This window comes from Ruegeria sp. CDSC025, assembly GCF_059610805.1.
In genome coordinates, this window is record NZ_JBXWOJ010000002.1 from 419,548 (window position 1) to 442,977 (window position 23,430).

Sequence of the window (23,430 nt, forward strand, 5' to 3'; positions counted from 1 at the left end):
TACCTATGCATAGACCTCCGTTACCCCTGACCCGCGATCTGGTTCTTATCGGCGGCGGTCATACGCACGCGCTGGTATTGCGAAAATGGGGGATGAACCCCCTGCCTGGCGCGCGCCTGACGGTCATCAACCCCACGCCTTCAGCCCCCTATTCAGGGATGCTGCCCGGTTTCGTTGCCGGTCATTACCGCCGGGGTGACCTGGATATTGATCTGGTGCGCCTGGCTCGCTTTGCCGGGGCACGGGTGATATTGGGTGCCGTCGAAGGGTTAGACCCTGACCGGCAAGAGGTACATGTGCCCGGCCGACCGCCCGTCGCCTATGATGTAGCCTCGGTTAATGTTGGCATTACATCCGACATGCCGGCCCTGCCTGGATTTTCCGACCATGCGGTCCCCGCAAAACCGTTAGGGTCTTTTGCCGCTAGGTGGGCCGAGTACCAATCTGGTGCAGGCGCCGCCTCGGTTGCCGTGATCGGTGGTGGTGTTGCCGGGGTCGAGTTGATCATGGCGATGGCGTACGCTCTGCGTTCCGCAAACCGCAGCGCCCGATTGACCCTGATCGACAATGCTCGGGCCCTGACCGCGATTGGCGCAAAGGCGGCCTCGATCATTCGCAATGCGATGGCTGACCTTGGCATCGACGTGATCGAACAGGCCGCCATCGTTGAAATTCATGCGGATCACATCCGGTTGGAGGACGGGCGCCAGATTGCGGCTGAATTCGTGACGGGGGCGGCGGGGGCCAAACCCTATGGTTGGATGGCGCAGTCCGGGCTGGATCTTCACGATGGATATATCACGGTGAATAGCAGGCTGCAGTCCAGCAATCCTTTTGTTTTCGCAGCCGGCGATTGTGCCCATCTGTCAGAAAACCCCAGACCAAAAGCAGGTGTTTATGCCGTCCGAGAAGCCCCGATTCTTTATGACAATCTTCGGGCCTCGCTGGGTGTCGGAAAGATGCGCCCTTATTATCCGCAAAAAGATTACCTCAAGCTGATATCGCTGGGTGTGAAATCCGCATTGGCCGAGCGATTGGGAACCTCGCTCAGTGGTCCGTTGATGTGGAAATGGAAGAACCATATCGACCAGAATTTCATGAATAAGTTCCGGAATCTGCCGCAGATGAAAGCAGCAGAGTTGCCCCGCGACCACGCTTTGGGCGTGCCCGAAGTCCTGGGTGAAAAGCCCATGTGCGGTGGGTGCGGCGCAAAGATTGGGCGTCGCGCTTTGCGCAGTGTTCTGTCTGATTTGCCGCCCCCCGATCGGCAAGACGTTATACCGCTTTCAGGTGACGATGCGGCTTTGCTTCTCACCGGCGGCGCGCGGCAGGTGATGACCTCGGACCATTTGCGCAGCTTTACCAATGATCCGGTTTTGATGACACGGATCACGGCCATTCACGCGTTGGGTGATATCTGGGCGATGGGTGCGGCACCGCAGGCCGCCACCGCGACGATTATTCTGCCTCGGATGTCACCCGCACTGCAACAACGTACCATGGCAGAAATCATGGCCACCGCCAGTGACGTCATCCGCGCAACCGGAGCCGAAATCGTCGGAGGCCACAGTTCGATGGGGGATGAGATGACCATCGGGTTCACTCTGACCGGCCTGTGCGAAAACGACCCGATCATCCTGTCCGGAGCCCGCAAGGGCGACGCTTTGATCCTGACCAAGCCGATTGGCAGCGGCGTGATCATGGCCGCCGAAATGGCCGGTTTGGCCAATGGCATCTGGGTCGCCGAGGCGTTCCGCCACATGGTCCAGCCCCAGGGCGAAGCCGCGCGCATTCTGTTCAGCGCCCATGCGATGACCGATGTGACCGGGTTTGGTCTGGTAGGGCATCTGCAGGGTATTTGCGGTGCCTCGGGTTGCGGTGCGGTAGTTGCTCTGGATGCGGTTCCCGTGATGGCCGGGGCTGTGGAGCTCAGCGCAAGCGGTGTTCGGTCCACGATCTTCGAGGACAACCGCGCCATCGCGCCTGAATTCGCCAACGGACCCACGGCTGATCTTCTTTTCGATCCTCAAACCGCCGGAGGGCTATTGGCCGCTGTCCAAGCCGATGACGCGCCAGGCCTGTGTGCAGACCTACGTGCGGCTGGATATCCGGCAGCAATCATCGGCATGATCGACGATACGCCGGGTTTAAAACTTCAGAGCTGATCCAGGACCTGTTCGACCCGCACAGCGACCTCTTTCAGACCGGTACTTGCCAGCGAGGGAACCTGGATCGAGGCCACAATCTCGGTGCTGTGTACGCGCGCGGACTTGGCATAAGCCGGGTCGTAATGCTGTTCCATAAGTGACCGTGTAAGGGCCAACTTGTTACCGCCGTCAATCAGCGCAAACCACCCATCCACCACCTCATGCCCACGGTGAGACCTCAGCGGCGACAGGAGATCTTTCAACCGCTCGGCATCGCTGAGGACATCGTCATATGCCGAGACCAGATATTCCGCGCGCGCTTCTATCGGGGCATCAATCTGAAGGCGCACGGCCGCACACATGGCGGACCAAAGCCTCGGCGGCAGGATCAAAGAGCCGATTTTGGACGATTCCGCTTCGACTACGACGGGACGGGTGGGGTCAAAACCACAAAGTTCTGCGGCCAGCGCGGATTCGAATGCCTTTTGACTGGGTTGTCCGCCCGGCATTGCCCCCAGCAATGACCCCCGGTGATTGGCAAGCCCTTCGAGATCCAGAACCTGGACACCACGTTCCTGAAGGTGTGTAAGCAGCTCGGTCTTTGCTGTGCCCGTATACCCATCCAGAAGGACGAATTGAAACGGCAACGGATCGTCATACAGATACCGGCTCACCAAGCGGCGATAAGCCCGATAGCCGCCCTCGACAACCTCGGCCCTCCAGCCAATCTGTTGTAGCATCCAGGTAAACGAACCAGATCTCTGCCCACCGCGCCAGCAGTATACAAGGGGTTTCCACCCCCCTTCGTGATGGGACAGGCTATGTTCAATGTGGTTGGCCGCATTCCTGAAAACCAGAGCCGCCCCCAGCTTGCGGGCCAGAAACGGGCTTTCCTGGACATAAATCGTCCCGACGCGCGCCCGTTCGTCGTTATCCAGAACTGGCAGGTTGATAGACCCGGGCAAATGATCCTCGGCAAATTCAGCCGGGCTGCGCACGTCTATGGTTGTGTCGAACTCATGCGCGTATAACTGCTGAAGGCTGGTGATTTTCAGAACCATGTCAACGATCTAACCCGCGTTGAACCGGATGGAAAGGCACGGTGTCAACCTGCGATGGGATCGACAAGCGTCGGTCCACTGGCCCGATTGGAATTGACGCTCGGATCGACACGATGAAAGCCAAGAATATCTTCCTGCCCCGGAGACAGCAGCCGCGCAGCCCCTTTGCCCACTTCACCCAACCATAAAGGCCAGTTTTCGGGTTCAACAATCAGGGGCATGCGGTGATGAATTCTGCCCAGATTGCGGTTTGCTGGTGTCGTAACGATAGCGCATGTTCCCTTCTGGTCGCCCTCGGGGCCCCAATCTTGCCATACCCCGCCAAAAGCAATCGGGGCCCCGTTTTTTCTGAAAATATACCAGGGCAGCCGGTCTCCGCTCTCGGTTTTGGTCCATTCATAAAACCCGCTGGCAACGATCAGACATCTGCGTTCTCTGCAGGCCGCCCTGAAAGCCGGTTTTTCAGCTAGCGTTTCCGCGCGGGCATTGATCAACAATGGCCCAGCGGTTTTGGACTTGTACCAGTGTGGTAAAAACCCCCAACGCAAGGCATCCAACTGACGCCCGGTTTCGCCTGCCCTGACCACATGCACCTGACATGTCGGACAAACGTTGAAATTCGGGACAACAGGCAGAGCATTGGCCGGGCGCGCAGAAAACAACTGGGCCATGGCATCATTTGGAAGGGTTATTGCAAACCGTCCGCACATAGGTAATGAACTTTCAACAATCGTTTTCTACAGGCACAGGTTCTCACGGGGTCATATGCAAAATCAAACGGCGAAAACCTTAAAAGTCAAAGCTGTCGCAGCGCTGGAAGAAGGCAAATTCCAGGCTGCGCTGAAAAAGGCTCAACTTGGCGTAAAAAAGTTTCCGACCGACTCGGATTTTCATGCCATTTCCGGTTTTGTTCTGACCGAGATGAAACAGTATAAAAGGTCGATCCCGCATTTTGTCGAAGCCGCGCGGATGAAACCTGACGATCCGCAATTCGTCGAAAACCTCGCCAATGCTCTTATGCAAACCGGCCAGATGGCCAAAGCCTTGGAATATGCCGAACTCAAGGCCGAAAAATTCCCAGCCAGCAAGGAACTGAACCGGGTCATTGATGAGATTACGCTGAAAGGACAGAATTGGCGCCTGATCATTGATCACGTGACCAAAAAACTTCAAAGCGACCCTGAAAATGTCAGCCTGTTGTCGACTCGTGCCCGCGCCTATGGCCGCATCGGTTATATCGAGCACAACTCACGCGATATAACCAAGGCGTATGAATTGGCACCGGACAACGAAAAGATAGCCTTTCAAAAAGCCGTAAATCTGCACCAGAGTGGCGACAAAAAGGGATGCGCCAATATTCTGCAGGGCATCTACGCCAAAGAACCCTTCCATGTTGCCACCCTTCTTCAGCTTTCGACAATGTCCAGCAAAGAGGACGCCCCGAAACTGATGGAGGCGGTTGAAGCAGCGATATCCGAAAGCGTACACGAGCTGTCGGAACTGGAATTTGCCAAGGCCCACCTGATCCAAAAAACCGATAGCCTTGGCGCAGCACTGCCGCAATTTGCACGTGCCAATGCCATCCAACACAACGTCAAACCCTATGATTTAGAGGCGGAAGAACAGAAGTTCGAACGTATCACTGGCCTGTTCCCTGTAGGAGGAAGAGTTCCTTGGTCCGAACAAACCGATCAGCCGGTTCCGATCTTCGTTCTGGGCCAGCCGCGCTCTGGCACGACGCTCATGGAAATGATGCTGAGCTCCGCGCCAGACATTGCTGGCTGCGGCGAACTGACGGTTGGGGCCGATCTTTCGCGCGACTACGCACAACATCGCAAGACCTTCGATTCCACTGCCGCAGCGAAATATGCCAAAGAGTTCCGAGAGTTGATGCCGCCGATCCCCGATGGCTCAACCGCTTTTGTTGACAAGATGCCCCACAATTTTCAGCGGGTCGGCTTCCTGTTGTCAGCATTCCCAAACGCCAAGATAATAAACATGCTGCGTGATCCGCGCGATGTCGGTCTTTCGAAATGGATCCGCCGGTTCCCTGCGGGGGGCATGAACTATGCCTCGAATCTTGAAACCATTGCCCATTCTGCCAACCTGTATCGTCGCTATATGGCGCATTGGGATGCTGTTTTTGGCGACAAGATCCTGACCGTTCCATATGAAAAGCTGGTCGCGGACCCCGAAACCTATAGCAAGCAGGTCGCCGCTTTCTGCGACCTCGAATGGACCGAGACGATGATGCATCCGGAAGAGAATACCAAACAGGTCCGGACTGCCAGTATCGACCAGGTTCGCAACAAAATCTCAACCAAATCCATTGGGGGATGGCGATCTGTGTCGGAACATATCCAGCCCATGCTTGCGGGTTTTGATACAGGGCTTTGGCCGGAATACGACATTGATCAAGGCTGAAGGTTAGCTGAATGAAATAGGGCCGCATCCCAAGGTGCGGCCCTTTTCGTTTCGCTCTGGTCGCCTTACTTTTGCTTGATGCGACCGTCCAGATAAGGCTGGTAAGGCGCGTTTTCGGCTAGGTATTCCGCCGTGACATCTGCAAGATCCGGGCCGAAGTCATAGGCATTTTTATCGTCGCCTTCGAACATACTGTACCCGTCACCGCCATTTCTGACGTAGTTATTGGTAACGACAAGGTAAGTCGCCGCCGGATCAATCGGGGTAAGCCCATCGCCGTTGGATACCATGACCTCTGATACGCGCCCTTCGTTTGGTGCCACCGATGCGTCCCAAACAAAGGTCAGACCGGCAACCTGCGGAAAGCGGCCCTTGACCTCTTCTACCTGGCTCACGCCGTTTTCAAGCGCGTCAACGATGCCTTGTCCGCTGATCTCAAAGGTTGAAAGCGTATTCTGGAACGGCAGCACGGTCAGAACTTCACCCATGGTCACGTCGCCAGGGTCAATCGAAGCACGCAAGCCGCCAGAGTTCGCAATCGCGATATGAACGCCCTGATCAGCAACCCGCGCAAGCATGGCATCAGCGACCAAATTGCCCATCTGACATTCCTGAACACGACAGATCGAACGGTCACCCTCAATCGCCTCAGACGTGCTGGCCACGACCTTATTGCGGATTTCGTCCAAAGGAGCGGCCAGTTCCGCGATACGGTCCAGCGAGGCCTGATCTTCGGCTACGTTGTTGTCCATGATCAGCGGCTCACCAGCCGCCGCGACAACATTTCCGTCGTCATCAAAAGTGACATTCAGCTCGCCCAGGAATTTGCCATAGGCATAGGCCTGAATGATCTGCACGCCATCGACCACTGTCGGATAGGGGCCAACAGCCTTGTCAGAAACGTTGGACAAATATGTATTGGAATGCCCACCTACGATTACGTCAACGCCGGTCGTTTCCTGTGCAACACGCTGGTCGACAGCATATCCCGAATGGCTGAGAACGATGATCTTGTTCACGCCTTCCGCGGTTAGCTTGTCCACTTCGGCCTGAACCGCGGGAACCGGGTCCGAGAATGTGATGTTCGGGCCAGGAGAGGCCAGTTCATGCGTGTCTTCCGGCGTCAGGCCAACAAGGCCGACTTTTTCTCCGCCGACTTCAATCACTGTAGACTTTTTGATCTTGCCGTTCAGCAATTCTTCGCCGGAAAAATCCGCGTTCGACATTAGCACCGGGAAATCAACCGTGTCGATAAACCCGCGCAGGACTTCCGGGCCATCATCGAATTCGTGGTTGCCCACGGTCATAGCGTTATAGCCCAGTTTGTTCATGAACTCGGCCGCGACCTTGCCCTTGTAATAGGTATAGAACAACGAGCCCTGAAACTGATCGCCGCCATCTACCAGGATCGAGTTTTCGGCACGTCCGCGGGCTTCTTCCACTGCTGTTACGAGACGGGCAGATCCGCCAAAACACTTTCCTTCGGCGTTGTCATCTGAACTACAGCCACTGTCATATTTGTTGATCGGCTCGATACGCGAATGAAAGTCGTTGGTGTGCAGAATGGTCAGTTTATATTCGGCGGCGGCCATTCCTGCAGTCAAACCCAGCACAGCAGCCGAGGCTAGGAAACGGGTGAACATATTTTAACTCCCTTTGTTAATTGCCAAGATGTTGCGCCGCCTTCAGCAAAGAGTCAAAGGGGGAAATCCGGCTTGAATCTAGCCGCAGCGCGGGGCATGACCGTTCTATGCTGATTTACAAGATTTTCCGCGCCAGCGAATGGACGGCGCTGCAGACCGATGGCGCCACGGATGGTGCTCCGATTGATGTTTCGGACGGTTTTGTCCACTTTTCGACAGCTGAACAAGCTGCGGAAACCGCTGCCAAGCATTTTGCCGGCGCCGAAGGTTTGACGCTGTTGGCCTGCGATGCTGACGCGATGGGCGAGGACCTGAAGTGGGAGGTTTCGCGGGGGGAGGCTCTGTTTCCGCATCTCTACCGTCAAATCCGTATGACCGACATTATCTGGTCTTGCCCCCTGCCCTTTGACGGCAAGGCGCATCACTTCCCGGACGACATGAAATGACGGGGTATATCGACCCGGATCGCGCCCAGTTTGAGGCCTTCAAGGTACTGGATCGTGACCAGCCTATTGAGATGCTGAACCTGGTGAGGTTCCGCGACCGGGCCGAATATCCATCGGGGCACGAACTGGCCAGAAACGGTCTGTCGGGCGCTCAGGCCTATCGAAATTATGGGATCGAAACCGCGCCGATCATTACCCGCCTTGGGGCAAAGATCATTTGGCGCGGCACGTTTCAGAATACGTTGATTGGCCCGAAGGATGAGGCATGGGACGCGGTATTTATCGCGAGTTACCCATCGGCCCATGCCTTTCTGGAAATGATATCCGACCCTGACTACAAACAGGCGGTCGTGCATCGTCAGGCTGCGGTGAAGACCTCTCGCCTTATCCGGTGCGCGCCGACCGAAGGCGGAGAAATGTTTGGATGAAACTGACTGAAAAGCTGGGGCTGGCTGCCCTGCACCGCTTGGACCCAGAAACTGCACATGCCCTGTCGATCAAAGCCCTGAAGGCAGGGCTTGCGCCTGCACCAGGGCCGGTCACGTCACAGCGTTTGCAGACCAAAATCGCCGGGCTGAATCTGCCCAATCCGGTTGGTCTGGCCGCAGGGTTCGACAAGAACGGAGAGGTTCTTGGCCCCCTGTCCAGCGCCGGGTTTGGGTTCATCGAAGTCGGTGCCGTTACCCCACGCCCGCAGCCCGGCAATCCCAGGCCGCGCCTGTTCCGCCTGACCGAAGACAAGGCTGCCATCAACCGCTTTGGCTTTAACAACGAAGGGATGGAGGCCATGGCCCGTCGTCTGGCGGCGCGCCCCAGGGATGCGGTGATCGGACTGAACCTTGGTGCGAACAAAGACAGCGATGATCGCCCCGGCGACTTTGCCAAGGTACTGGCCCATTGTGGGGCGCATCTGGATTTCGCTACGGTCAACGTGTCATCTCCGAACACTGAAAAGCTGCGGGATTTGCAAGGCAAAGCGGCGCTGAGCGCTCTGTTGAGCGGCGTGATCGAAACCCGAAACACCCTAATGCGCCCTCTACCAGTATTCCTCAAGATCGCCCCCGATCTGACCGAGGATGAGCTGCGGGATATCGCCGAAGTGGCCCATGAATCGGGCGTTGATGCGGTCATCGCCTCGAACACCACTTTGTCGCGCGATGGGTTGCGCAGCGCACACAGAGACGAAGCAGGCGGCCTGTCCGGCGCGCCTTTGTTCGAAAAATCCACCCGCGTTCTTGCCCGGTTTAGCCATTTGACCGACGGTCAGATTCCGTTGATCGGCGTTGGTGGCATCAGCACAGCAGAACAGGCCTATGCCAAGATATGCGCCGGTGCTTCGGCCGTGCAATTCTACACCGCGATGGTTTTCGGTGGTATCTCACTTGCGGCAGAAATCGCGCGAGGTTTGGATGACTTGCTGGCGCGCGACGGGTTTGAAACAGTTGCGCAGGCCGTTGGAAGCAAAAGACAGGACTGGATATGATCGAATACTGGCACAATCCCAGATGCTCCAAGTCTCGCGCAGGGCTCGCTTTGCTTGAGGAAAACGGAGCGCAGGTCGAAATTCGCAAATACCTTGAGGACACGCCCTCGGCAGACGAAATCCGGGCCGTACTTACACGCCTTGATATCCCCGCCATCGACCTGATGCGGACTAGCGAAAAGCTGTTCAAGGAACTGGGCCTAACCAAGAATACCGCTCAGGATGACCTGATCACAGCAATGGCGGCCCATCCGATTTTGATCGAGCGTCCGCTTGCAATCAAAGGGGACAACGCAGCCATTGGTCGCCCTACGGAATCCCTTCTGGACCTTCTTTAGGCGACCAAAGCCTCAAGCTTGGGGTATCGCCATCCCAGCGTGCAGGCACGCGCGATGTTCAAGATCATCAGCGCGGCCCAAAGGCCGTGATTGCCGAGCGCAGGCACCAATATGAACAGGGCCAAAACATAAATCGCAACCGAATGGATCATCGCATTGCGCATTGCGCGCGTCCAGGTCGCGCCTATGTAGATGCCGTCAAACATCCAGCTTGCCACACCGATCACCGGCGCCAGCGCCGCCCAGACCAGATACTCGCGTGCGGCTAGTCGCACCTCAGGTGCAGTTGACATCAGGTCGATCAACGCTGGTCCGGCCAGATAGAAAACCGCACCGAGTACAAATGCACCCCCTACCCCCCATTGCGAAGCCATGGCCGCGGCTCGGCGCACCTGATGCCGATCCCGCGCACCGATGGCGCCGCCGACCAGAGCCTCGGCGGAAAAGGCGAATCCATCCAGCGCAAAGGCGGTAATTTCGAGAAACTGCAGCAGGACCTGATTGGCTGCCAGATTAACATCCCCCAGATCCGATCCGACGAAGAGAAATGTGGTAAAGGCGCCGGTCAGCAATACCGAACGGACCATGATGTCACCATTCACCTGCATCATCCGACGCAGACGCGTGGGATCAAAAATTCGCGGCCAGTCACGCCATTGATTCCCGGTAAAAGCACTGCGGCACAGCCAGAGACCCAGTGCCAGCCCGCTCCACTCGGCGATGAGCGTCGCGATGGCCACCCCCTCGACGCCCCAACCCAGACCAAGCACAAACCACAGATCCAGGAGAATATTCAGCCCGTTCATCCAGACCTGCAGGACAAAGACCCCACGCGTACGTTCAATCGCAATCAACCAGCCAGTGATGGCGAACAGCGCAATCGTTGCCGGCGCACCCCAGATGCGTATCCGCAAATAGTCGCGGGTCAGCGCCTCAACCTCGGGGCTGGCGGGGGAAAGGGCAAAAGCCCCTTTGAACAAAAGGACTTGGGCCAATATGAAAACCATACCTGCCGCACTGCCCAGCAATATGCCCCGCATCAGCAGCGCACCGGTTTCTGCAGTGTCACCTGCCCCGCGCGCCTGCGCCGCCAGGCCGGTGGTCCCCATCCTCAGAAAGCCGAATATCCAGTAGATCGAGGCCAGAATCACGGCCCCCATCCCAACAGCCCCAATCGGCGCAGCCAGACCCATCTGCCCGACTACGCCAGTATCCACGGCCCCAAGGATCGGAACCGTGGCATTCGACAGCACGATGGGCGCTGCAATTTTAAGCACGCGCCTGTGCGTGATGGGTGCCGAGGCGTCTTGCATGGAAATCTACTCAGCTTTCGATTTGGACTGCGGCATCAGAAAATGCCCGCTGGCCTGTGCGAAAGGACGCTGATGATTGTCCTGCCACGCTTCGACACGAACCGACGCATACCGGCGCCCTAATCGGCGAACAAAGGCACGCGCATAGGCATCCCGTGGCAAGCCCGATCGCAGGTAATCAACGGTAAAATCTACTGTTTTTGGAAACATGATGGTTTCATCTTGAAAGACCGTGCTGGCATCGAATTCGCCGTTTTCGATCCGGGGAAAGAAATACTCCCAACTCAGGGTGATAACCGCGGTTACTTCCAGAAAGGCAGCCGTCACACCACCATGAAGCGCCGGAAGCATCGGGTTTCCGATCAGCTTTTGGTCAAAGTTCAGTACCCCGGTCAACTCATTTCCCCGCCGGTCAAATTCGATTCCGAGAAACTGAATATATGGAACACCATCCACGATTGCCTTCAGTGCTGCATCGCGACGCTGTTCGATGAGCTGCATGGCTTCGGGCCGAGGTCGTGACATCATCGGCTCTCCACTGTGAATGAACCGGTGGCGGTTGCCACGGGCAGGTCCTTGTCCTCATCCATCGCAGTTGCGCGGACAAAGGCCACGTTTCTGGTGATGTGATAACAGACAGCATGTGTCGTAATGCTCTGTCCTGGCGTCGCCGGGCGCATGTAGTCTATCCGCAGATCTATTGTCGCGGTGGCGCCGGGCGAAGAAGGATGGCACATGACCGCGGAACCGCAGCAGGTGTCAAGCAGGGCAAAAACCGCCCCGCCATGGATCACACCCGTGCGTGGATCACCGATCAGTTCGGCCTTGTAGGGCATCGAAATCTCGGCCTCGCCATTACCCATTTTGGTGAGTGTCAAACCCAAAGCTTTGGCATGCGGAATGGCCTCAATAAACTGTCGTGCTATAGCAGCTTTGTCGACCATCTACTTGTGTCCTCTCTGTTTCTCCCTTTATGAGCGTCAGGCTAGCAAAAGAGCAAGCCCGCCTGTTGCGCTTGAAGTCGCCACGTCCTACGCTGTTTCGAAGGAGACCAGGAATGCCCGACAACCGTTTGTCATTCAAAGAGATGTGCGCCGAGTTTGACGTGACTCCACGTACCCTGCGCTACTATGAATATATCGAACTTCTGCAGCCTGACCGCGAAGGCCGAACTCGCTTTTACGGGCCTAGGGAATGCGCTCGGATGACGCTGATCATGCGGGGACGGAAATACGGATTTCCTCTGGAAGATATCCGCCAGTGGCTGCTGATCTACGAAGATCAGGGGAATCAGGCACAGATGAAGGCCTTCATCGAAATGGCCGAACATCAGCTTGTCGAACTGAACAATCAGAAAAAACAGTTAGATGAAGCCATAGATGCCTTGGAACAAATGCGTGACCAGACCGCGAAATTGTTAGACTAGGCATTGCTGCCCAGCTGACCGCGTTTACTATCGGATTTGCCAAAGCCAAAAACAGACCCTTCCTCGGCTCTTTTACCCTTTCAGCATGCTTTTCCGTGTTTGGGAAATTGCATCTGGAAGGTGATCTGACGTGACGTCCTGAAATTCCCTGCAGTAGAAACCTTGACGCGAACGGAAGTTACGTCAACTTATTTGTGACGCAGCGTTCGCGTTACGTGAACGGCATCTACGTGCTGTAAGACGCGCATCGACTGCGCAAATCAGCTTAACGAAGGCCAGTTACAAGAGTGCAGAAACCATGACCGAAGATCTGATGACCATTCGTGAAATGTGCGAGACCTATGATGTCACGCCGCGCACATTACGTTTTTACGAGGCAAAGGAACTTTTGTTTCCGATCCGCGAAGGGCAGAAACGACTGTTCACCAAAAGCGACCGGGCGCGTCTCAAGCTGATCCTGCGAGGCAAACGCTTTGGCTTCAGCCTGGAAGAAATTCGCCAGCTTCTTGATTTGTATCACGTAGGTGATCAGCAGGTTACACAGATGACCCGCACCTATGAGATCGCGTGCGAGCGGCTTGCCGATATGGAATCCCGGCGTGAAGAGCTGACCCAGGCCATTGACGATCTAAAAGAACAGTTGAGATGGGGCGAGAAAGTGATCGCCTCGATCAAGAGCGACAAAAAGGCCGCAGAATAACCCCGGCGGCACCCACCCACCGGACAAGCGAAACTAAGGAAGTTCCCAATGCCCGTATACAATGCACCAACCAAAGACATGCAGTTCGTATTGCACGAAGTGCTCAATGTATCGGGATCGGACATCCCGGGTTATAGCGAGCTTGAACCTGATTTTACCGGCGCTGTCCTAGAAGAAGCCGGTAAGGTGGCGACAAATGTTCTGCACCCGCTGAATACAATCGGTGATACCGAAGGATGTCGTCTGGAAAACGGTGTGGTATATACCCCTACTGGCTTTAAAGACGCATTCGGTCAGATGAAGGAAGGCGGCTGGACCGGCCTGGACATGCCCGAAGAGTTCGGCGGCCAGAACATGCCTTATGTCATTGGCTCTGCCGTGGCCGAGATGTTTTCCGCCTCGAACCAGGCGTTCACCATGTATCAAGGTCTGACCCACGGCGCAGCCTCGGCCATTCTGGCGCACGGCACCCAAGAGCAGAAAGAAACCTATCTGCCGAACATGGTTAGCTGCGATTGGACCGGCACCATGAACCTGACCGAACCGCATTGCGGCACCGACCTGGGTCTGATGCGCACCAAGGCTGAACCGCAAACGGATGGCTCCTACAAGATTTCCGGTCAGAAGATCTTTATCTCGGCTGGTGAACACGACATGGCCGACAACATCATTCACCTGGTGCTGGCCAAGATCGTGGGCGGCCCCGAAGGCATCAAGGGTGTATCCCTGTTCATCGTTCCTAAATTCATGGTGAACGAAGATGGCAGCCTGGGTGAACGCAACGGCGTATCGGTCGGCAACATCGAAGAAAAGATGGGCATCCACGGCAACTCGACCTGCGTCATGAACTATGACGAGGCAACCGGCTATCTTTTGGGCGAAGAGCATAAAGGCATGCGCGCGATGTTCACCATGATGAACGAAGCTCGTATGGGTGTAGCCATGCAGGGTCTGTCCCAGGCCGACGCGGCCTATCAGAACGCGGTGGAATACGCCAAGGACCGCCTGCAGGGCCGCGATGTGACCGGCGCGAAAAATCCGGACGGTCCAGCCGATCCGCTGATCGTGCATCCCGACATCCGCCGCAGCCTGATGGATCAGAAGAGCTTTACCGAGGGTGCCCGTGCCTTTGTTCTGTGGGGAGCCACCATGATCGACAAGGCCCACCGCTCTGGTGACGATGCCGCCGATGGCCTGATCTCACTGCTGACGCCGGTCCTCAAAGGGTTCCTGACCGACGAAGGCTATGACATGACGGTCAAGGCCCAGCAAGTCTATGGTGGCCACGGCTACATCGAAGAATGGGGCATGTCGCAATATACCCGCGATGCCCGGATCGCGATGATCTACGAAGGCGCAAACGGCGTTCAGGCGCTTGACCTTGTGGGCCGTAAACTTGCCCAGGATGGCGGCAAACACGTCATGGCGTTTTTCGAAGTGGTCAAAAAATTCTGCAAGGAAAACGCAGGTCAGAACGAAGCCTATGATACGGCGTTTATCGAACCGCTGAAAGCGGCCTCCAAGGATCTGCAGGCCGCTGCCATGTACTTTATGCAAAGCGGCACCAAGAACCCCAACCATGCGCTGGCTGGGTCGAATGACTTCATGCACATGTTCGGTCATGTCTGCCTGGGCCTGATGTGGGCACAGATGGCAAAAGCTTCTTATGCCGCACTTGAAGCCGGGACTTCGGACACCGAGTTCTACGAGACAAAGATTACCACCGGCCAGTTCTACATGGCGCGTCGCTTGCCAGCCACCGGTCTTCATCTGACACGCATCCAGAGCGGTGCGGATACTGTCATGGGCCTGGACGCGGCAAGCTTCTGATCTCTGACCGGCCCCAGACCATCTTGGGGCCGGCCATTCGAAAGGCTCGATATGCCAAAACGATTTCGCCTAACACGCCGTTTCCCGGTCGCCATGACCGAAGACGGCTATCGCAAACTCAGAGGGTTCGCGCGCGAGGCTGGTCTGGACGAAGGTGAGGCACTGTCATTCCTGTTCGAGAACTTCAACAGCGTCATCGACGAAGAGAGCCTGACGCACCGTTTGCGTATCTTCAATTCCGAACTTGAAGAGCGCAAACGATAAGAAACCAGACCCGCCCGAAAAAGGGCGGGCTACGTGATACAGCACATCGCACTGACTCATGTGCCAAGGGAGGCAAATGATGACCATCAAACTGCATTGTTTCGGCGTCAGCGGAAACTCGTACAAGGCGGCGCTGGCTCTGGAGTTATCAGGGTTAGAATGGGAAGCCGTCGAAGTCGACTTCTTCAAAGGAGTGACACGCACTCCCGAATTTCGTGCCACTATCAACGAAATGGGTGAAGCGCCCGTCATGATTGATGGCGACTTTCGCACCAGTCAGTCCGGGGTCATTCAGACTTATATAACTGAAAAGACAGGCATGTTCGGAGGAAAGACGCAGGAAGAGAAATACGAGGTACTGCGCTGGGTGCTGTGGGACAACCACAAACTCAGCTCGGTGGCAGGCCTGACCCGTTTTTTGATCAACTTTCTGCCGGAAGAACATCGCAACCCAGATGTGATCGCATTCAACCAGGGTCGCCTGAAGGCTGCGTATCAAGTCCTGGATGCACATCTGAACGGTCGCGACTGGATCGTTGGGGACGGTGTAACCAATGCTGATCTCAGCTGCTGTGGCTATCTCTACTATCCTGAACCCTTCGGCTTTGACCGCACCGAATGGCCAAATATCGACGCCTGGCTGACACGCTTGTCCCAGCAGCCTGGCTGGAAACACCCCTACGACCTGATGCCCGGCTCTGTGCCGGATCGAGCTTAAGGAGAAAACTATGACCGACGCATATATCTATGACGCCCTGCGTACTCCGCGCGGCAAAGGCCGCAAGGATGGTAGCCTGCACGAGCTGACTTCGGCGCGCCTGTCCTCGCTGACATTGAACGCCGTAAAAGAGCGGAACAATCTAGAGGGCCACGCCGTAGAGGACGTCATCTGGGGCAACGTAACCCAGGTTATGGAACAGGGCGGCTGTCTGGCACGAACCGCAGTGCTGGGTTCTGATCTGGATGAATCGATCCCCGGGCTGGCGATCAACCGGTTCTGCGCCTCGGGCATGGAAGCTGTGAACCTGGCTGCCAACCAGGTCAAAGGCGGCGCAGGCGACGCCTATATTGCAGGCGGGGTCGAGATGATGGGCCGTGTTCCGATGGGCAGCGATGGCGCTGCGATTGCGGCTGACCCTTCACTGGCGATGAACACCTATTTCGTTCCGCAGGGTATCTCGGCTGATATCATTGCGACCGAATACGGGTTCACACGCGATCAGGCTGATGCGCTGGCGATGGAATCGCAGCGCCGTGCAAAAGCTGCGTGGGACGACAACCGGTTCTCGAAATCGGTCATCACCGTTAAGGATCAGAACGGCCTGACCATTCTGGACCATGATGAATACATGCGCCCCGGCACGGACATGCAAAGCCTGGGTGGCTTGAACCCCGCATTCCAGATGATGGGCGAGCAAATGCCCGGCTTCGACAACGTCGCAAAGCTGAAATACCCGCATCTGGAAAAGATCAATCATATCCACCACGCGGGTAACAGCTCGGGCATCGTGGATGGTGCGGCGGCAGTTCTGATCGGCAACAAGGAATTCGGCGAGAAATACGGCCTGAAGCCGCGCGCACGCATCAAGGCCACGGCCAAGATCGGCACCGACCCCACCATTATGTTGACCGGTCCGGTTCCGGTGACCGAGAAAATCCTCGCCGACAACGGCATGAAAATCAGCGATCTCGACCTGTTCGAAGTGAACGAAGCCTTTGCCTCGGTTGTTCTGCGCTTCCAGCAGGCATTCGATGTCGATCCGGCTTTGGTCAACGTCAATGGCGGCTCGATTGCAATGGGCCACCCGCTGGGCGCGACCGGCGCGATGATCATCGGCACCCTGCTGGATGAGCTTGAACGTCAGGACAAGGAAACCGGGCTGGCCACGCTTTGCATCGCATCCGGCATGGGTGCAGCAACGATCATCGAGCGCGTCTGATGCCAAAGCTGGATCTCTCTCAGATTCCGTTTCAGGGCGGCTCGGCCTATCCCGGCAAGCTGGCCGAGGCGACCGCAGGCCGTTTTGTTCAGCGCCTCGGTGATGCGGGCGGGCTAACCCAGTACGGTGTGAACATCGTGCGGCTGGAACCGCAGGGCATGTCCTCGCTGCGCCATTACCATATGGAGCAGGACGAGTTTGCAATCATGCTAAGCGGCACCTGTACGCTGATCGACGACGATGGCGAGCATGAAATGCAGCCCGGCGATTGCGCCGCATGGCCCGCAGGTGAAGCCAACGGCCATCACCTTGTGAACAACACCGATGCGCCTGCAACCTTTCTGGTGGTGGGCACACGGACCCCGAACGAGACCGGCTATTACAGCGACTTAGACATGATGGTGAAGGATGATGAGAACGGATTCTCTTTCACCCGGAAAGATGGCAGCCCGCTAACGGCTGACCAGATTGGAGATGACAATGACTGATTTCACTCTGAGCAAAGGCGCGGACGGCGTCGCCATTATCACCTGGGACGTCCTGGGAAAATCCATGAACGTGATGTCTTTTGACGGATTCGCACAGTTAAGCGATTGCATCGATCAGGCACTTGCCGATGACGAGATCAAAGGCATCGTTATCACCAGCGGGAAAGAAGGTTCGTTCGCCGGTGGCATGGACCTGAACCTGCTTGCGGTGATGAAAGAACAGGCGGGTGACAACCCCGCCAAGGGCCTGTTCGAAGGCACCATGAATATGCACGGCGTGCTGCGCAAGATCGAGCTGGCGGGCATGGACCCCAAGACCAAGAAAGGCGGCAAGCCGATTGCAACCGCCCTGCCCGGTACAGCCGCAGGCATTGGCATGGAACTACCGCTGTCGACGCACCGCATCTTTGCAGCCGAGAACCCAAAGGCGAAATACGGCCTGCCTGAAATCATGGTTGGCATCTTCCCTGGCGCTGGTGGCACCACCCGTATGGTCCGCAAGGTCGGTGCGATTGCAGCCGCTCCGCTGTTGCTGGAAGGCAAGATGCTGGACGTCAAAAAGGCGAAAAGTGCAGGCTACATCGATGAGATCGCCGAGGATCCAGTTGCCGCAGCAAAAGATTGGGTGCTGAACGCCAAAGATGCGGACATTGTGAAGCCTTGGGATGCCAAGGGTTACAAAATGCCCGGTGGCGCGCCTTACCACCCTGCCGGTTTCATGAACTTCGTCGGCGCCTCGGCAATGGTGAATAGCAAAACTCAGGGTGCGTTCCCTGCCGCCAAGGCGTTGCTAAGCGCTGTTTACGAAGGTGCGCTGGTTGATTTCGAAACCGCGCTGAAGATCGAAGCCCGTTGGTTCACCTCCGTTCTGATGAACCCGTCTTCGGGTGCCATGATCCGATCACTGTTCCTGAACAAGGAAGCCTTGGAAAAAGGCGCCGTGCGTCCTGCGGGCGTACCGGATCAGTCAGTCAAGAAGATCGGTGTTCTGGGCGCTGGCATGATGGGTGCGGGTATCGCACTTGTATCGGCGCAGGCCGGTATGGAAGTTGTTCTGGTCGACCGCGATCAGGAAGCTGCAGACAAAGGCAAAGCCTATACCGAAACGTACCTGGACAAAGGTATGAAGCGCGGCAAGGTTACGGCTGAAAAGAAAGAGGCCATGCTGGGCCGCATCACCGCGACCCCTGACCTTGATCATCTGAAGGGCTGCGACCTGATCATCGAAGCCGTCTTCGAAGACATGGGCGTCAAGGCCGAGATGACCAAAAAGGTCGAGGCGATCATTCCCGAGGACTGCATCTTTGCCTCGAACACCTCGACCCTGCCGATCAGCGACCTGGCCAAAGCTTCGGTGCGTGCGGATCAGTTCATCGGCATCCACTTCTTCTCGCCCGTCGAGAAGATGTTCTTGGTCGAGATCATCAAAGGCAAGGAAACCGGTGATCGCGCAGTGGCCAAGGCGCTGGACTATGTGCGTCAGATCCGCAAGACGCCGATCGTGGTCAACGATGCCCGCTTCTTCTACGCCAACCGCTGCATCATTCCCTACATCAATGAAGGTGCCCGGATGGTGACCGAAGGCGTCAGCCCGGTTCTGATCGACAACGCGGCACGCCAGTTGGGCTTCCCTGTCGGGCCGATCCAGCTGACTGATGAGACCTCGATTGATCTGGGTGCCAAGATCGCACGTGCAACCAAGGCCGCGATGGGCAACGAATATCCTGAAAGCCCGTCCGATGATCTGATCTTCTGGATGGAAGAACAGGGCCGTCTGGGCCGCAAGGCAAACGCGGGCTTCTTCGACTATGACGAAAAAGGCAAGCGCGTCGAATATTGGAAGGGTCTGCAGGACAAGTATCCGCTGGCAGAGGATCAGCCCGACCTGATCGAAGTGCAGGAACGCCTGATGTTCGCTCAGGTTCTGGAGGCCGTCCGCGCATTGGAAGAAGGCGTTCTGGAAGACATCCGCGAGGGTGACGTCGGCGCAATCTTGGGCTGGGGCTTTGCACCTTGGTCAGGTGGCCCGCTGAGCTGGCTGGACATCATCGGCACCCCTTATGCGGCCGAGCGCTGCGATCAGTTGACCGCACAATATGGGGAACGGTTTACCTGCCCGCCGCTGCTGCGTGAGATGGCAGATAAAGGCCAAAGCTTCTACGGGCGTTTCAACCCCGAAGCCAAGGCTGCCTAAACAGTTGGTGCTGGCGTAAGATACCTTACGCCAGCACCCTGCTTATCGTGTTTGGTTGGCCTGCCGTTCAGATCACTGGGAGAGGCCGACCCGGACGACCCGGGCGACGCGCACCCCTGCTGGGTCTCAAAGGGACAACTTGTTCCAGTGAGATGGGTGCAGGCAGCGCACCCAACGGGTTGGCAAGGGCTGCCACGCGGCCCTCAGTTCGTATATCTTCGACCAATTCCGCCGCTGTTTCGCTTTCGGCAATTTGATAGCCCGCACTTGTGCCGCTGTGGCCGCCGAAACGCCCTGACGGGCAGAAGGCGCGCATGCCGCCTTCCATATAGACCACTTCATCCTCGTCAAAGAACAGTGCGCTGACATCGAATGATGATGCCGGGACGTCCGACTTGATGCGGAACAAACCGCTCAACTTTCGTGCTGCCACAACAGTCAGATCTGCGGTGCCATGCTCCAATGCTATACCCTGTTCAGGCATGATCCAAATCGTACCTGGGCTGTCGACGGCACTTGGGGGTACGCGGACTGGCAAATACTCGATCCGACTTTCTTCAGTAGGAACCGAAATCGTATCGACAGAAATGCGCCTTACTGCCTTAAAGCCGTTCTCGACTGTCCGGATCAGATCACCAGGCTGAATGTCTTCAATCGGCGTCCAGCCGTCGACAGTTGCAACCCTGGTCCCGTGGATCAAGCCGCCACGGCGCGCGTTCAGTTCTACTCTGGTTTCGAATTGTGTCCGGCTTTCCGGAACATCTGAAATACCCATGTCACTCACTACTTCAAACACGTGCCTCCCCCCTGCTGGCACCAAAAACAATAGATATTCATTAGCATCCAAACCGATCACGCGTCCAAATTTTGACACATTTGAGCCTGATTTGGGTCCCAAACCCCGTTGGATAACGCTAAAAACGGAACAACGATCTGTAATCGCCCGGTATTAAGTCCCGCAGGGAAACGATATTTCTGTCATCTAATCAAAAGAGTATCCGAATCTGTCTATATCTTCAGCGCAAGCCTCGGCGATGGCCTCCTGTGATGCGGCTGAATAATAGCTGCGGTAATCTTTCGCCCGCTCTGATCGATTCAGATGCGGCAGTGTGATCCGGAACCCCAGGTGGTCAAACAGAGGCTCTGCGTCCTGATCAAACGCTTCGAGTCTGATGAAATACTGGCACTGCTCGATACCATCGGCTCGCGTCACGTAGTGCCGCGCCGGATGCTGACGGAGCGATTGTTGCGTCGCAGGGTGGCAGACAAATCCTTCAAACGAATGGGCGCGGGCCAGCGCGATTGCGGGGTGATCAAAGCCTTGCACCTTGAGCCAGTGATAATAGCTGACAAGCCGATCCCAGGGATTTCGGACCAGGGTAAAGACTGTCATCCCCGACAACTCATCCGGTGAAAGAACACCTTCGATATCGGCGAGGGTTGAATGTTTCCAAAGGCGGCCACGCGCCGATAGCTGTTTGATCCGCCTATTGCGTTTCTTTGCCTTGGGCGTATCTCCCAGCAAAATATCATCCTTCATCGCGCGCTGTTCCAAAGCCAGCGACAAAGATGTCCCTCCAGTTTTGGGAATGTGGACGAAGATATAAGAGCGACCGCGCGAAATGATCACGATGCGGCCTCTGTAGCGGCGGGACGCGTGGATCGCCAGGCCAGCAGAACTCCAGCCGTTGCGATCAGGCATATGCCGAGGATCTGCAGAACACCGATATTCTGCCCAAAGACCCTCCAGGCGAACAAGGGTCCAAATATCATCACCGAATATTCAAACACCGCCACATAAGAGGTCTCACCGATCTGATAGGATTTGATCAGCATGAATACCGCAATCGTCGACCCTATTGCCTGAACTATAATCCAAGGAATTGCCGGTCCCATTTGCCAGACCCAGCCACGGGTGACGAAGCCCTCCGGCCCAGCGACCGGAACCCCCGGAAACAAGGATAACACGATCAGCCCTACCGCTCCGGCCACTCCCAAGGTTGTCACCATAGCCGCCAGCAATGCCGTCGTGCTTTCCTGCGCGCAGTGGCTTCGGGTGATGACTGAACTGAACGCGTAGAACAGCCCTCCGGCGACCGGCAACAGCGTTTTTGCATCAAACTCGCCGGGATTCGGCTGCAACACGCACAAAATCCCGGCAAACCCTACTGCAACGGCCAGAATACGCCATGGGCCTATCCGTTGCTTCATGGCGACGGTTGTAATCAACAGCACAAAGATCGGCGACGTGAACAAACCCGCCAACGCCTGCGCAATCGGCATCAGCGCAAGCGAGGCAAAATAGAACAACATGGCCAATGTGATGAGAACACTACGCAGGATCACGGGGCCAAGCCTAATCGGGCGCAAGCGGCCCAGCCCAAGCAGTGACAGGCCCATTATCAGCGGTAGCATGAGCAGTGCCCGGCTGAAATGGAACTGCCACAGACCGATCGTTTCGGCCACCAAGATGACCACATTATCAATCACGCCGATGATTGCCATAGCACTGACCATCAGCACCGAGGCCAAAACCGGTGAAGTCTGGGTGTCCGCCTGCATCATTTTCCCCGCGGTATGATGGAGAGCGGTAACAGAATATTCCGCTCGTCTAGGTATCCAGCACATTTCCTGAACATCGCGCAACAGGTTTGCGCCGGTTGAATTTAGCGTGTTAAGCTGGCTCCAATTAAGAACGAGCAGACATCACCCCGATGACGGCACTGAAACAGTTCCAGCGGATCGAAGCCACCGGTCTGTGGCGCCCCTCGCCCGATGTTCAGCGGCGCGAGGTTGTTGTGTCGATTGGCGAAGCGACGCTGACGATATCGGATTTCAACGACCGGGCACTGACGCATTGGTCGCTGGCCGCGTTAGAGCGCCAGAACCCCGGTGTTTTCCCTGCAATTTACCACCCGGATGGCGACCCGCAAGAGACGTTGGAACTGGCCCAATCCGAAACCACGATGATCGAAGCCATTGACCGTCTGCAGCGTGCCATCGACCGGTCACGCCCCCACCCTGGGCGTTTGCGGTGGTTCAGCGTGGCCGGGGTCGTGGCTGCTGTGGCCGCGCTCATGCTGTTGTGGTTACCGTCAGCATTACAAAACCATGTCGTATCCGTCGTTCCCGAAATCAAACGTATCGACATCGGCGATACAATCCTGAGGCGCATCGAAAGAGTGTCAGGCCGCGCCTGCGTGTCCGAGGGCACTCAGGAAGCACTGGATCATCTGGCGGCAAGAACGGGCGTGCGCTCAATCGTTATCCTACCAGCCGGAGTACAGACCAGCCTGACCCTGCCGGGTGGAATTGTCCTGTTGAACCGATCTCTGGTCGAAGATCACGAGGACCCCTCGGTCGTGGCCGGGTACATCCTTGCGGAACGTGCACGTGTGCAGGCACAGGACCCACTGGATGATCTGCTGGACCGGACCGGCATCAGATCTGCGTTCCGCCTGCTGACAACCGGTGAGCTGACACCTCAGATTGTCGACAGTTATACCGAAGAAGTTCTATCAGAACCCCGTCCGGCTGTACCAGACGAGAACCTGCTGGAAATTTTTGCCGAGGCAGCTTTGCCCTCGGTCCCCTTTGCCTATGCGACGGACGTCACAGGTGAAACCGTGCTGGGCCTGATCGAGGCCGACCCGATGGCGGGCCAGCCTCTGCAACAGATACTGCCAGATCGCGAATGGGTCCGACTGCAGAATATCTGCGGCGGATAAGCCCG

Annotated in this window: 24 protein-coding genes; 15 read left to right on the forward strand and 9 right to left on the reverse strand. The window is 56.6% G+C overall.

Annotated elements, in window-relative coordinates:
- The first annotated feature begins 5 nt into the window (after window positions 1-5).
- Complete coding sequence (selD, locus tag AC2FH8_RS05260; RefSeq protein WP_496688627.1) at window positions 6-2,165, forward strand: selenide, water dikinase SelD; 2,160 nt, start codon at window positions 6-8, stop codon at window positions 2,163-2,165.
- On the opposite strand, the gene mnmH is transcribed toward selD, so the two are convergent.
- Both mnmH and AC2FH8_RS05270 read right to left on the reverse strand, forming a co-directional pair.
- The gene (gene mnmH, locus AC2FH8_RS05265; protein ID WP_496688629.1) at window positions 2,156-3,208 is read right to left on the reverse strand and encodes a tRNA 2-selenouridine(34) synthase MnmH; all 1,053 of its coding nucleotides are present in this window, start codon (window positions 3,206-3,208) and stop codon (window positions 2,156-2,158) included. The two genes, selD and mnmH, sit on opposite strands and share 10 nt — an antisense overlap.
- 44 nt (window positions 3,209-3,252) lie before the next feature.
- The gene (locus AC2FH8_RS05270; RefSeq protein ID WP_496688631.1) at window positions 3,253-3,918 is read right to left on the reverse strand and encodes an SOS response-associated peptidase; all 666 of its coding nucleotides are present in this window, start codon (window positions 3,916-3,918) and stop codon (window positions 3,253-3,255) included.
- A 55-nt stretch (window positions 3,919-3,973) separates the two neighbouring features.
- Here AC2FH8_RS05270 and AC2FH8_RS05275 point away from each other — a divergent pair, with 55 nt between their 5' ends.
- Complete coding sequence (locus tag AC2FH8_RS05275) at window positions 3,974-5,632, forward strand: tetratricopeptide repeat-containing sulfotransferase family protein (protein WP_281971806.1); 1,659 nt, start codon at window positions 3,974-3,976, stop codon at window positions 5,630-5,632.
- Between the two features lie 65 nt (window positions 5,633-5,697).
- Here AC2FH8_RS05275 and AC2FH8_RS05280 read toward each other — a convergent pair whose 3' ends face one another.
- Window positions 5,698-7,275, reverse strand: a complete 1,578-nt coding sequence (locus AC2FH8_RS05280) for a bifunctional metallophosphatase/5'-nucleotidase (RefSeq protein ID WP_142632834.1) — start codon at window positions 7,273-7,275, stop codon at window positions 5,698-5,700.
- Window positions 7,276-7,382: 107 nt separating this feature from the next.
- On the opposite strand from AC2FH8_RS05280, the gene AC2FH8_RS05285 reads away from it, so the two are divergent.
- From AC2FH8_RS05285 to arsC, 4 genes are read left to right on the forward strand one after another with little or no spacing between them, the layout of a single operon-like run.
- A complete protein-coding gene (locus AC2FH8_RS05285) occupies window positions 7,383-7,721 on the forward strand; it encodes a DUF952 domain-containing protein (RefSeq protein WP_496688634.1) in 339 nt (112 codons plus the stop codon).
- A complete protein-coding gene (locus AC2FH8_RS05290) occupies window positions 7,718-8,149 on the forward strand; it encodes a DUF1330 domain-containing protein (RefSeq protein ID WP_496688636.1) in 432 nt (143 codons plus the stop codon). Before AC2FH8_RS05285 ends, AC2FH8_RS05290 begins: the two co-directional genes overlap by 4 nt.
- Complete coding sequence (locus tag AC2FH8_RS05295) at window positions 8,146-9,204, forward strand: quinone-dependent dihydroorotate dehydrogenase (protein WP_271948007.1); 1,059 nt, start codon at window positions 8,146-8,148, stop codon at window positions 9,202-9,204. The genes AC2FH8_RS05290 and AC2FH8_RS05295 overlap by 4 nt, the downstream gene beginning before the upstream one ends.
- Window positions 9,201-9,542 (forward strand): arsenate reductase (glutaredoxin), encoded by a 342-nt coding sequence (gene arsC, locus AC2FH8_RS05300; RefSeq protein ID WP_142632827.1) that lies wholly within the window; start codon window positions 9,201-9,203, stop codon window positions 9,540-9,542. Before AC2FH8_RS05295 ends, arsC begins: the two co-directional genes overlap by 4 nt.
- Here arsC and AC2FH8_RS05305 read toward each other — a convergent pair.
- The 3 genes from AC2FH8_RS05305 to AC2FH8_RS05315 are packed head-to-tail and all read right to left on the reverse strand — an operon-like array spanning window position 9,539 to window position 11,799.
- Window positions 9,539-10,855 carry an MATE family efflux transporter gene (locus AC2FH8_RS05305; RefSeq protein ID WP_142632825.1) on the reverse strand — a complete coding sequence of 439 codons (1,317 nt, stop codon included), beginning with the start codon at window positions 10,853-10,855 and terminating at the stop codon, window positions 9,539-9,541. The genes arsC and AC2FH8_RS05305 overlap by 4 nt on opposite strands.
- 6 nt (window positions 10,856-10,861) lie before the next feature.
- Window positions 10,862-11,380 (reverse strand): PaaI family thioesterase, encoded by a 519-nt coding sequence (locus AC2FH8_RS05310; protein WP_496688639.1) that lies wholly within the window; start codon window positions 11,378-11,380, stop codon window positions 10,862-10,864.
- Complete coding sequence (locus AC2FH8_RS05315) at window positions 11,380-11,799, reverse strand: PaaI family thioesterase (RefSeq protein WP_142632821.1); 420 nt, start codon at window positions 11,797-11,799, stop codon at window positions 11,380-11,382. Before AC2FH8_RS05315 ends, AC2FH8_RS05310 begins: the two co-directional genes overlap by 1 nt.
- Before the next feature lie 113 nt (window positions 11,800-11,912).
- Between AC2FH8_RS05315 and AC2FH8_RS05320 the strand changes: the two genes are divergently transcribed.
- The 8 genes from AC2FH8_RS05320 to AC2FH8_RS05355 all read left to right on the forward strand — a co-directional run bounded on the left by AC2FH8_RS05320 (window position 11,913) and on the right by AC2FH8_RS05355 (window position 19,697).
- Entirely contained in the window at window positions 11,913-12,281 is a 369-nt protein-coding gene (locus AC2FH8_RS05320; RefSeq protein WP_142632819.1) for a MerR family transcriptional regulator, read from the forward strand.
- Between the two features lie 298 nt (window positions 12,282-12,579).
- Window positions 12,580-12,981, forward strand: coding sequence for a MerR family transcriptional regulator (locus AC2FH8_RS05325; RefSeq protein ID WP_142632817.1), 402 nt, complete (start codon window positions 12,580-12,582; stop codon window positions 12,979-12,981).
- A 48-nt stretch (window positions 12,982-13,029) separates the two neighbouring features.
- A complete protein-coding gene (locus AC2FH8_RS05330) occupies window positions 13,030-14,811 on the forward strand; it encodes an acyl-CoA dehydrogenase C-terminal domain-containing protein (RefSeq protein ID WP_496688641.1) in 1,782 nt (593 codons plus the stop codon).
- A 51-nt stretch (window positions 14,812-14,862) separates the two neighbouring features.
- Entirely contained in the window at window positions 14,863-15,075 is a 213-nt protein-coding gene (locus AC2FH8_RS05335; RefSeq protein WP_142632813.1) for a hypothetical protein, read from the forward strand.
- A gap of 79 nt (window positions 15,076-15,154) precedes the next feature.
- Window positions 15,155-15,793 carry a glutathione S-transferase family protein gene (locus tag AC2FH8_RS05340; protein ID WP_496688643.1) on the forward strand — a complete coding sequence of 213 codons (639 nt, stop codon included), beginning with the start codon at window positions 15,155-15,157 and terminating at the stop codon, window positions 15,791-15,793.
- Window positions 15,794-15,803: 10 nt separating this feature from the next.
- Complete coding sequence (locus AC2FH8_RS05345) at window positions 15,804-17,015, forward strand: acetyl-CoA C-acetyltransferase (RefSeq protein ID WP_142632809.1); 1,212 nt, start codon at window positions 15,804-15,806, stop codon at window positions 17,013-17,015.
- The gene (locus tag AC2FH8_RS05350; protein ID WP_142632807.1) at window positions 17,015-17,503 is read left to right on the forward strand and encodes a cupin domain-containing protein; all 489 of its coding nucleotides are present in this window, start codon (window positions 17,015-17,017) and stop codon (window positions 17,501-17,503) included. Before AC2FH8_RS05345 ends, AC2FH8_RS05350 begins: the two co-directional genes overlap by 1 nt.
- Window positions 17,496-19,697: a 3-hydroxyacyl-CoA dehydrogenase NAD-binding domain-containing protein gene (locus AC2FH8_RS05355; RefSeq protein ID WP_496688645.1), complete on the forward strand. Its 2,202-nt coding sequence runs from the start codon at window positions 17,496-17,498 to the stop codon at window positions 19,695-19,697. Before AC2FH8_RS05350 ends, AC2FH8_RS05355 begins: the two co-directional genes overlap by 8 nt.
- 67 nt (window positions 19,698-19,764) lie before the next feature.
- Here AC2FH8_RS05355 and AC2FH8_RS05360 read toward each other — a convergent pair whose 3' ends face one another.
- From AC2FH8_RS05360 to AC2FH8_RS05370, 3 genes are all read right to left on the reverse strand, one after another.
- Window positions 19,765-20,493, reverse strand: coding sequence for a Hint domain-containing protein (locus tag AC2FH8_RS05360; protein ID WP_246097113.1), 729 nt, complete (start codon window positions 20,491-20,493; stop codon window positions 19,765-19,767).
- A gap of 186 nt (window positions 20,494-20,679) precedes the next feature.
- Window positions 20,680-21,327, reverse strand: a complete 648-nt coding sequence (locus AC2FH8_RS05365; RefSeq protein WP_281971797.1) for a sulfotransferase family 2 domain-containing protein — start codon at window positions 21,325-21,327, stop codon at window positions 20,680-20,682.
- Window positions 21,324-22,259: a DMT family transporter gene (locus AC2FH8_RS05370; RefSeq protein ID WP_142632801.1), complete on the reverse strand. Its 936-nt coding sequence runs from the start codon at window positions 22,257-22,259 to the stop codon at window positions 21,324-21,326. The genes AC2FH8_RS05365 and AC2FH8_RS05370 overlap by 4 nt, the downstream gene beginning before the upstream one ends.
- A gap of 152 nt (window positions 22,260-22,411) precedes the next feature.
- On the opposite strand from AC2FH8_RS05370, the gene AC2FH8_RS05375 reads away from it, so the two are divergent.
- Window positions 22,412-23,425 (forward strand): hypothetical protein, encoded by a 1,014-nt coding sequence (locus tag AC2FH8_RS05375; RefSeq protein ID WP_281994364.1) that lies wholly within the window; start codon window positions 22,412-22,414, stop codon window positions 23,423-23,425.
- The last annotated feature ends 5 nt before the right edge of the window (window positions 23,426-23,430 follow it).

Excerpts from the sequence above, each read along its gene's own strand:
- AC2FH8_RS05305 (WP_142632825.1), bottom strand. The coding sequence starts at position 10,855 with ATGCAAGACGCCTCGGCACCCATCACGCACAGGCGCGTGCTTAAAATT.
- selD (WP_496688627.1), top strand. The coding sequence starts at position 6 with ATGCATAGACCTCCGTTACCCCTGACCCGCGATCTGGTTCTTATCGGC.
- AC2FH8_RS05270 (WP_496688631.1), bottom strand. The coding sequence starts at position 3,918 with ATGTGCGGACGGTTTGCAATAACCCTTCCAAATGATGCCATGGCCCAG.
- AC2FH8_RS05345 (WP_142632809.1), top strand. The coding sequence starts at position 15,804 with ATGACCGACGCATATATCTATGACGCCCTGCGTACTCCGCGCGGCAAA.
- AC2FH8_RS05335 (WP_142632813.1), top strand. The coding sequence starts at position 14,863 with ATGCCAAAACGATTTCGCCTAACACGCCGTTTCCCGGTCGCCATGACC.
- AC2FH8_RS05275 (WP_281971806.1), top strand. The coding sequence starts at position 3,974 with ATGCAAAATCAAACGGCGAAAACCTTAAAAGTCAAAGCTGTCGCAGCG.
- AC2FH8_RS05355 (WP_496688645.1), top strand. The coding sequence starts at position 17,496 with ATGACTGATTTCACTCTGAGCAAAGGCGCGGACGGCGTCGCCATTATC.
- AC2FH8_RS05320 (WP_142632819.1), top strand. The coding sequence starts at position 11,913 with ATGCCCGACAACCGTTTGTCATTCAAAGAGATGTGCGCCGAGTTTGAC.
- AC2FH8_RS05350 (WP_142632807.1), top strand. The coding sequence starts at position 17,015 with ATGCCAAAGCTGGATCTCTCTCAGATTCCGTTTCAGGGCGGCTCGGCC.
- AC2FH8_RS05370 (WP_142632801.1), bottom strand. The coding sequence starts at position 22,259 with ATGCAGGCGGACACCCAGACTTCACCGGTTTTGGCCTCGGTGCTGATG.
- mnmH (WP_496688629.1), bottom strand. The coding sequence starts at position 3,208 with ATGGTTCTGAAAATCACCAGCCTTCAGCAGTTATACGCGCATGAGTTC.
- AC2FH8_RS05325 (WP_142632817.1), top strand. The coding sequence starts at position 12,580 with ATGACCGAAGATCTGATGACCATTCGTGAAATGTGCGAGACCTATGAT.
- AC2FH8_RS05290 (WP_496688636.1), top strand. The coding sequence starts at position 7,718 with ATGACGGGGTATATCGACCCGGATCGCGCCCAGTTTGAGGCCTTCAAG.
- AC2FH8_RS05280 (WP_142632834.1), bottom strand. The coding sequence starts at position 7,275 with ATGTTCACCCGTTTCCTAGCCTCGGCTGCTGTGCTGGGTTTGACTGCA.
- AC2FH8_RS05295 (WP_271948007.1), top strand. The coding sequence starts at position 8,146 with ATGAAACTGACTGAAAAGCTGGGGCTGGCTGCCCTGCACCGCTTGGAC.
- AC2FH8_RS05340 (WP_496688643.1), top strand. The coding sequence starts at position 15,155 with ATGACCATCAAACTGCATTGTTTCGGCGTCAGCGGAAACTCGTACAAG.
- AC2FH8_RS05330 (WP_496688641.1), top strand. The coding sequence starts at position 13,030 with ATGCCCGTATACAATGCACCAACCAAAGACATGCAGTTCGTATTGCAC.
- AC2FH8_RS05285 (WP_496688634.1), top strand. The coding sequence starts at position 7,383 with ATGCTGATTTACAAGATTTTCCGCGCCAGCGAATGGACGGCGCTGCAG.
- AC2FH8_RS05315 (WP_142632821.1), bottom strand. The coding sequence starts at position 11,799 with ATGGTCGACAAAGCTGCTATAGCACGACAGTTTATTGAGGCCATTCCG.
- AC2FH8_RS05310 (WP_496688639.1), bottom strand. The coding sequence starts at position 11,380 with ATGTCACGACCTCGGCCCGAAGCCATGCAGCTCATCGAACAGCGTCGC.
- AC2FH8_RS05375 (WP_281994364.1), top strand. The coding sequence starts at position 22,412 with ATGACGGCACTGAAACAGTTCCAGCGGATCGAAGCCACCGGTCTGTGG.
- arsC (WP_142632827.1), top strand. The coding sequence starts at position 9,201 with ATGATCGAATACTGGCACAATCCCAGATGCTCCAAGTCTCGCGCAGGG.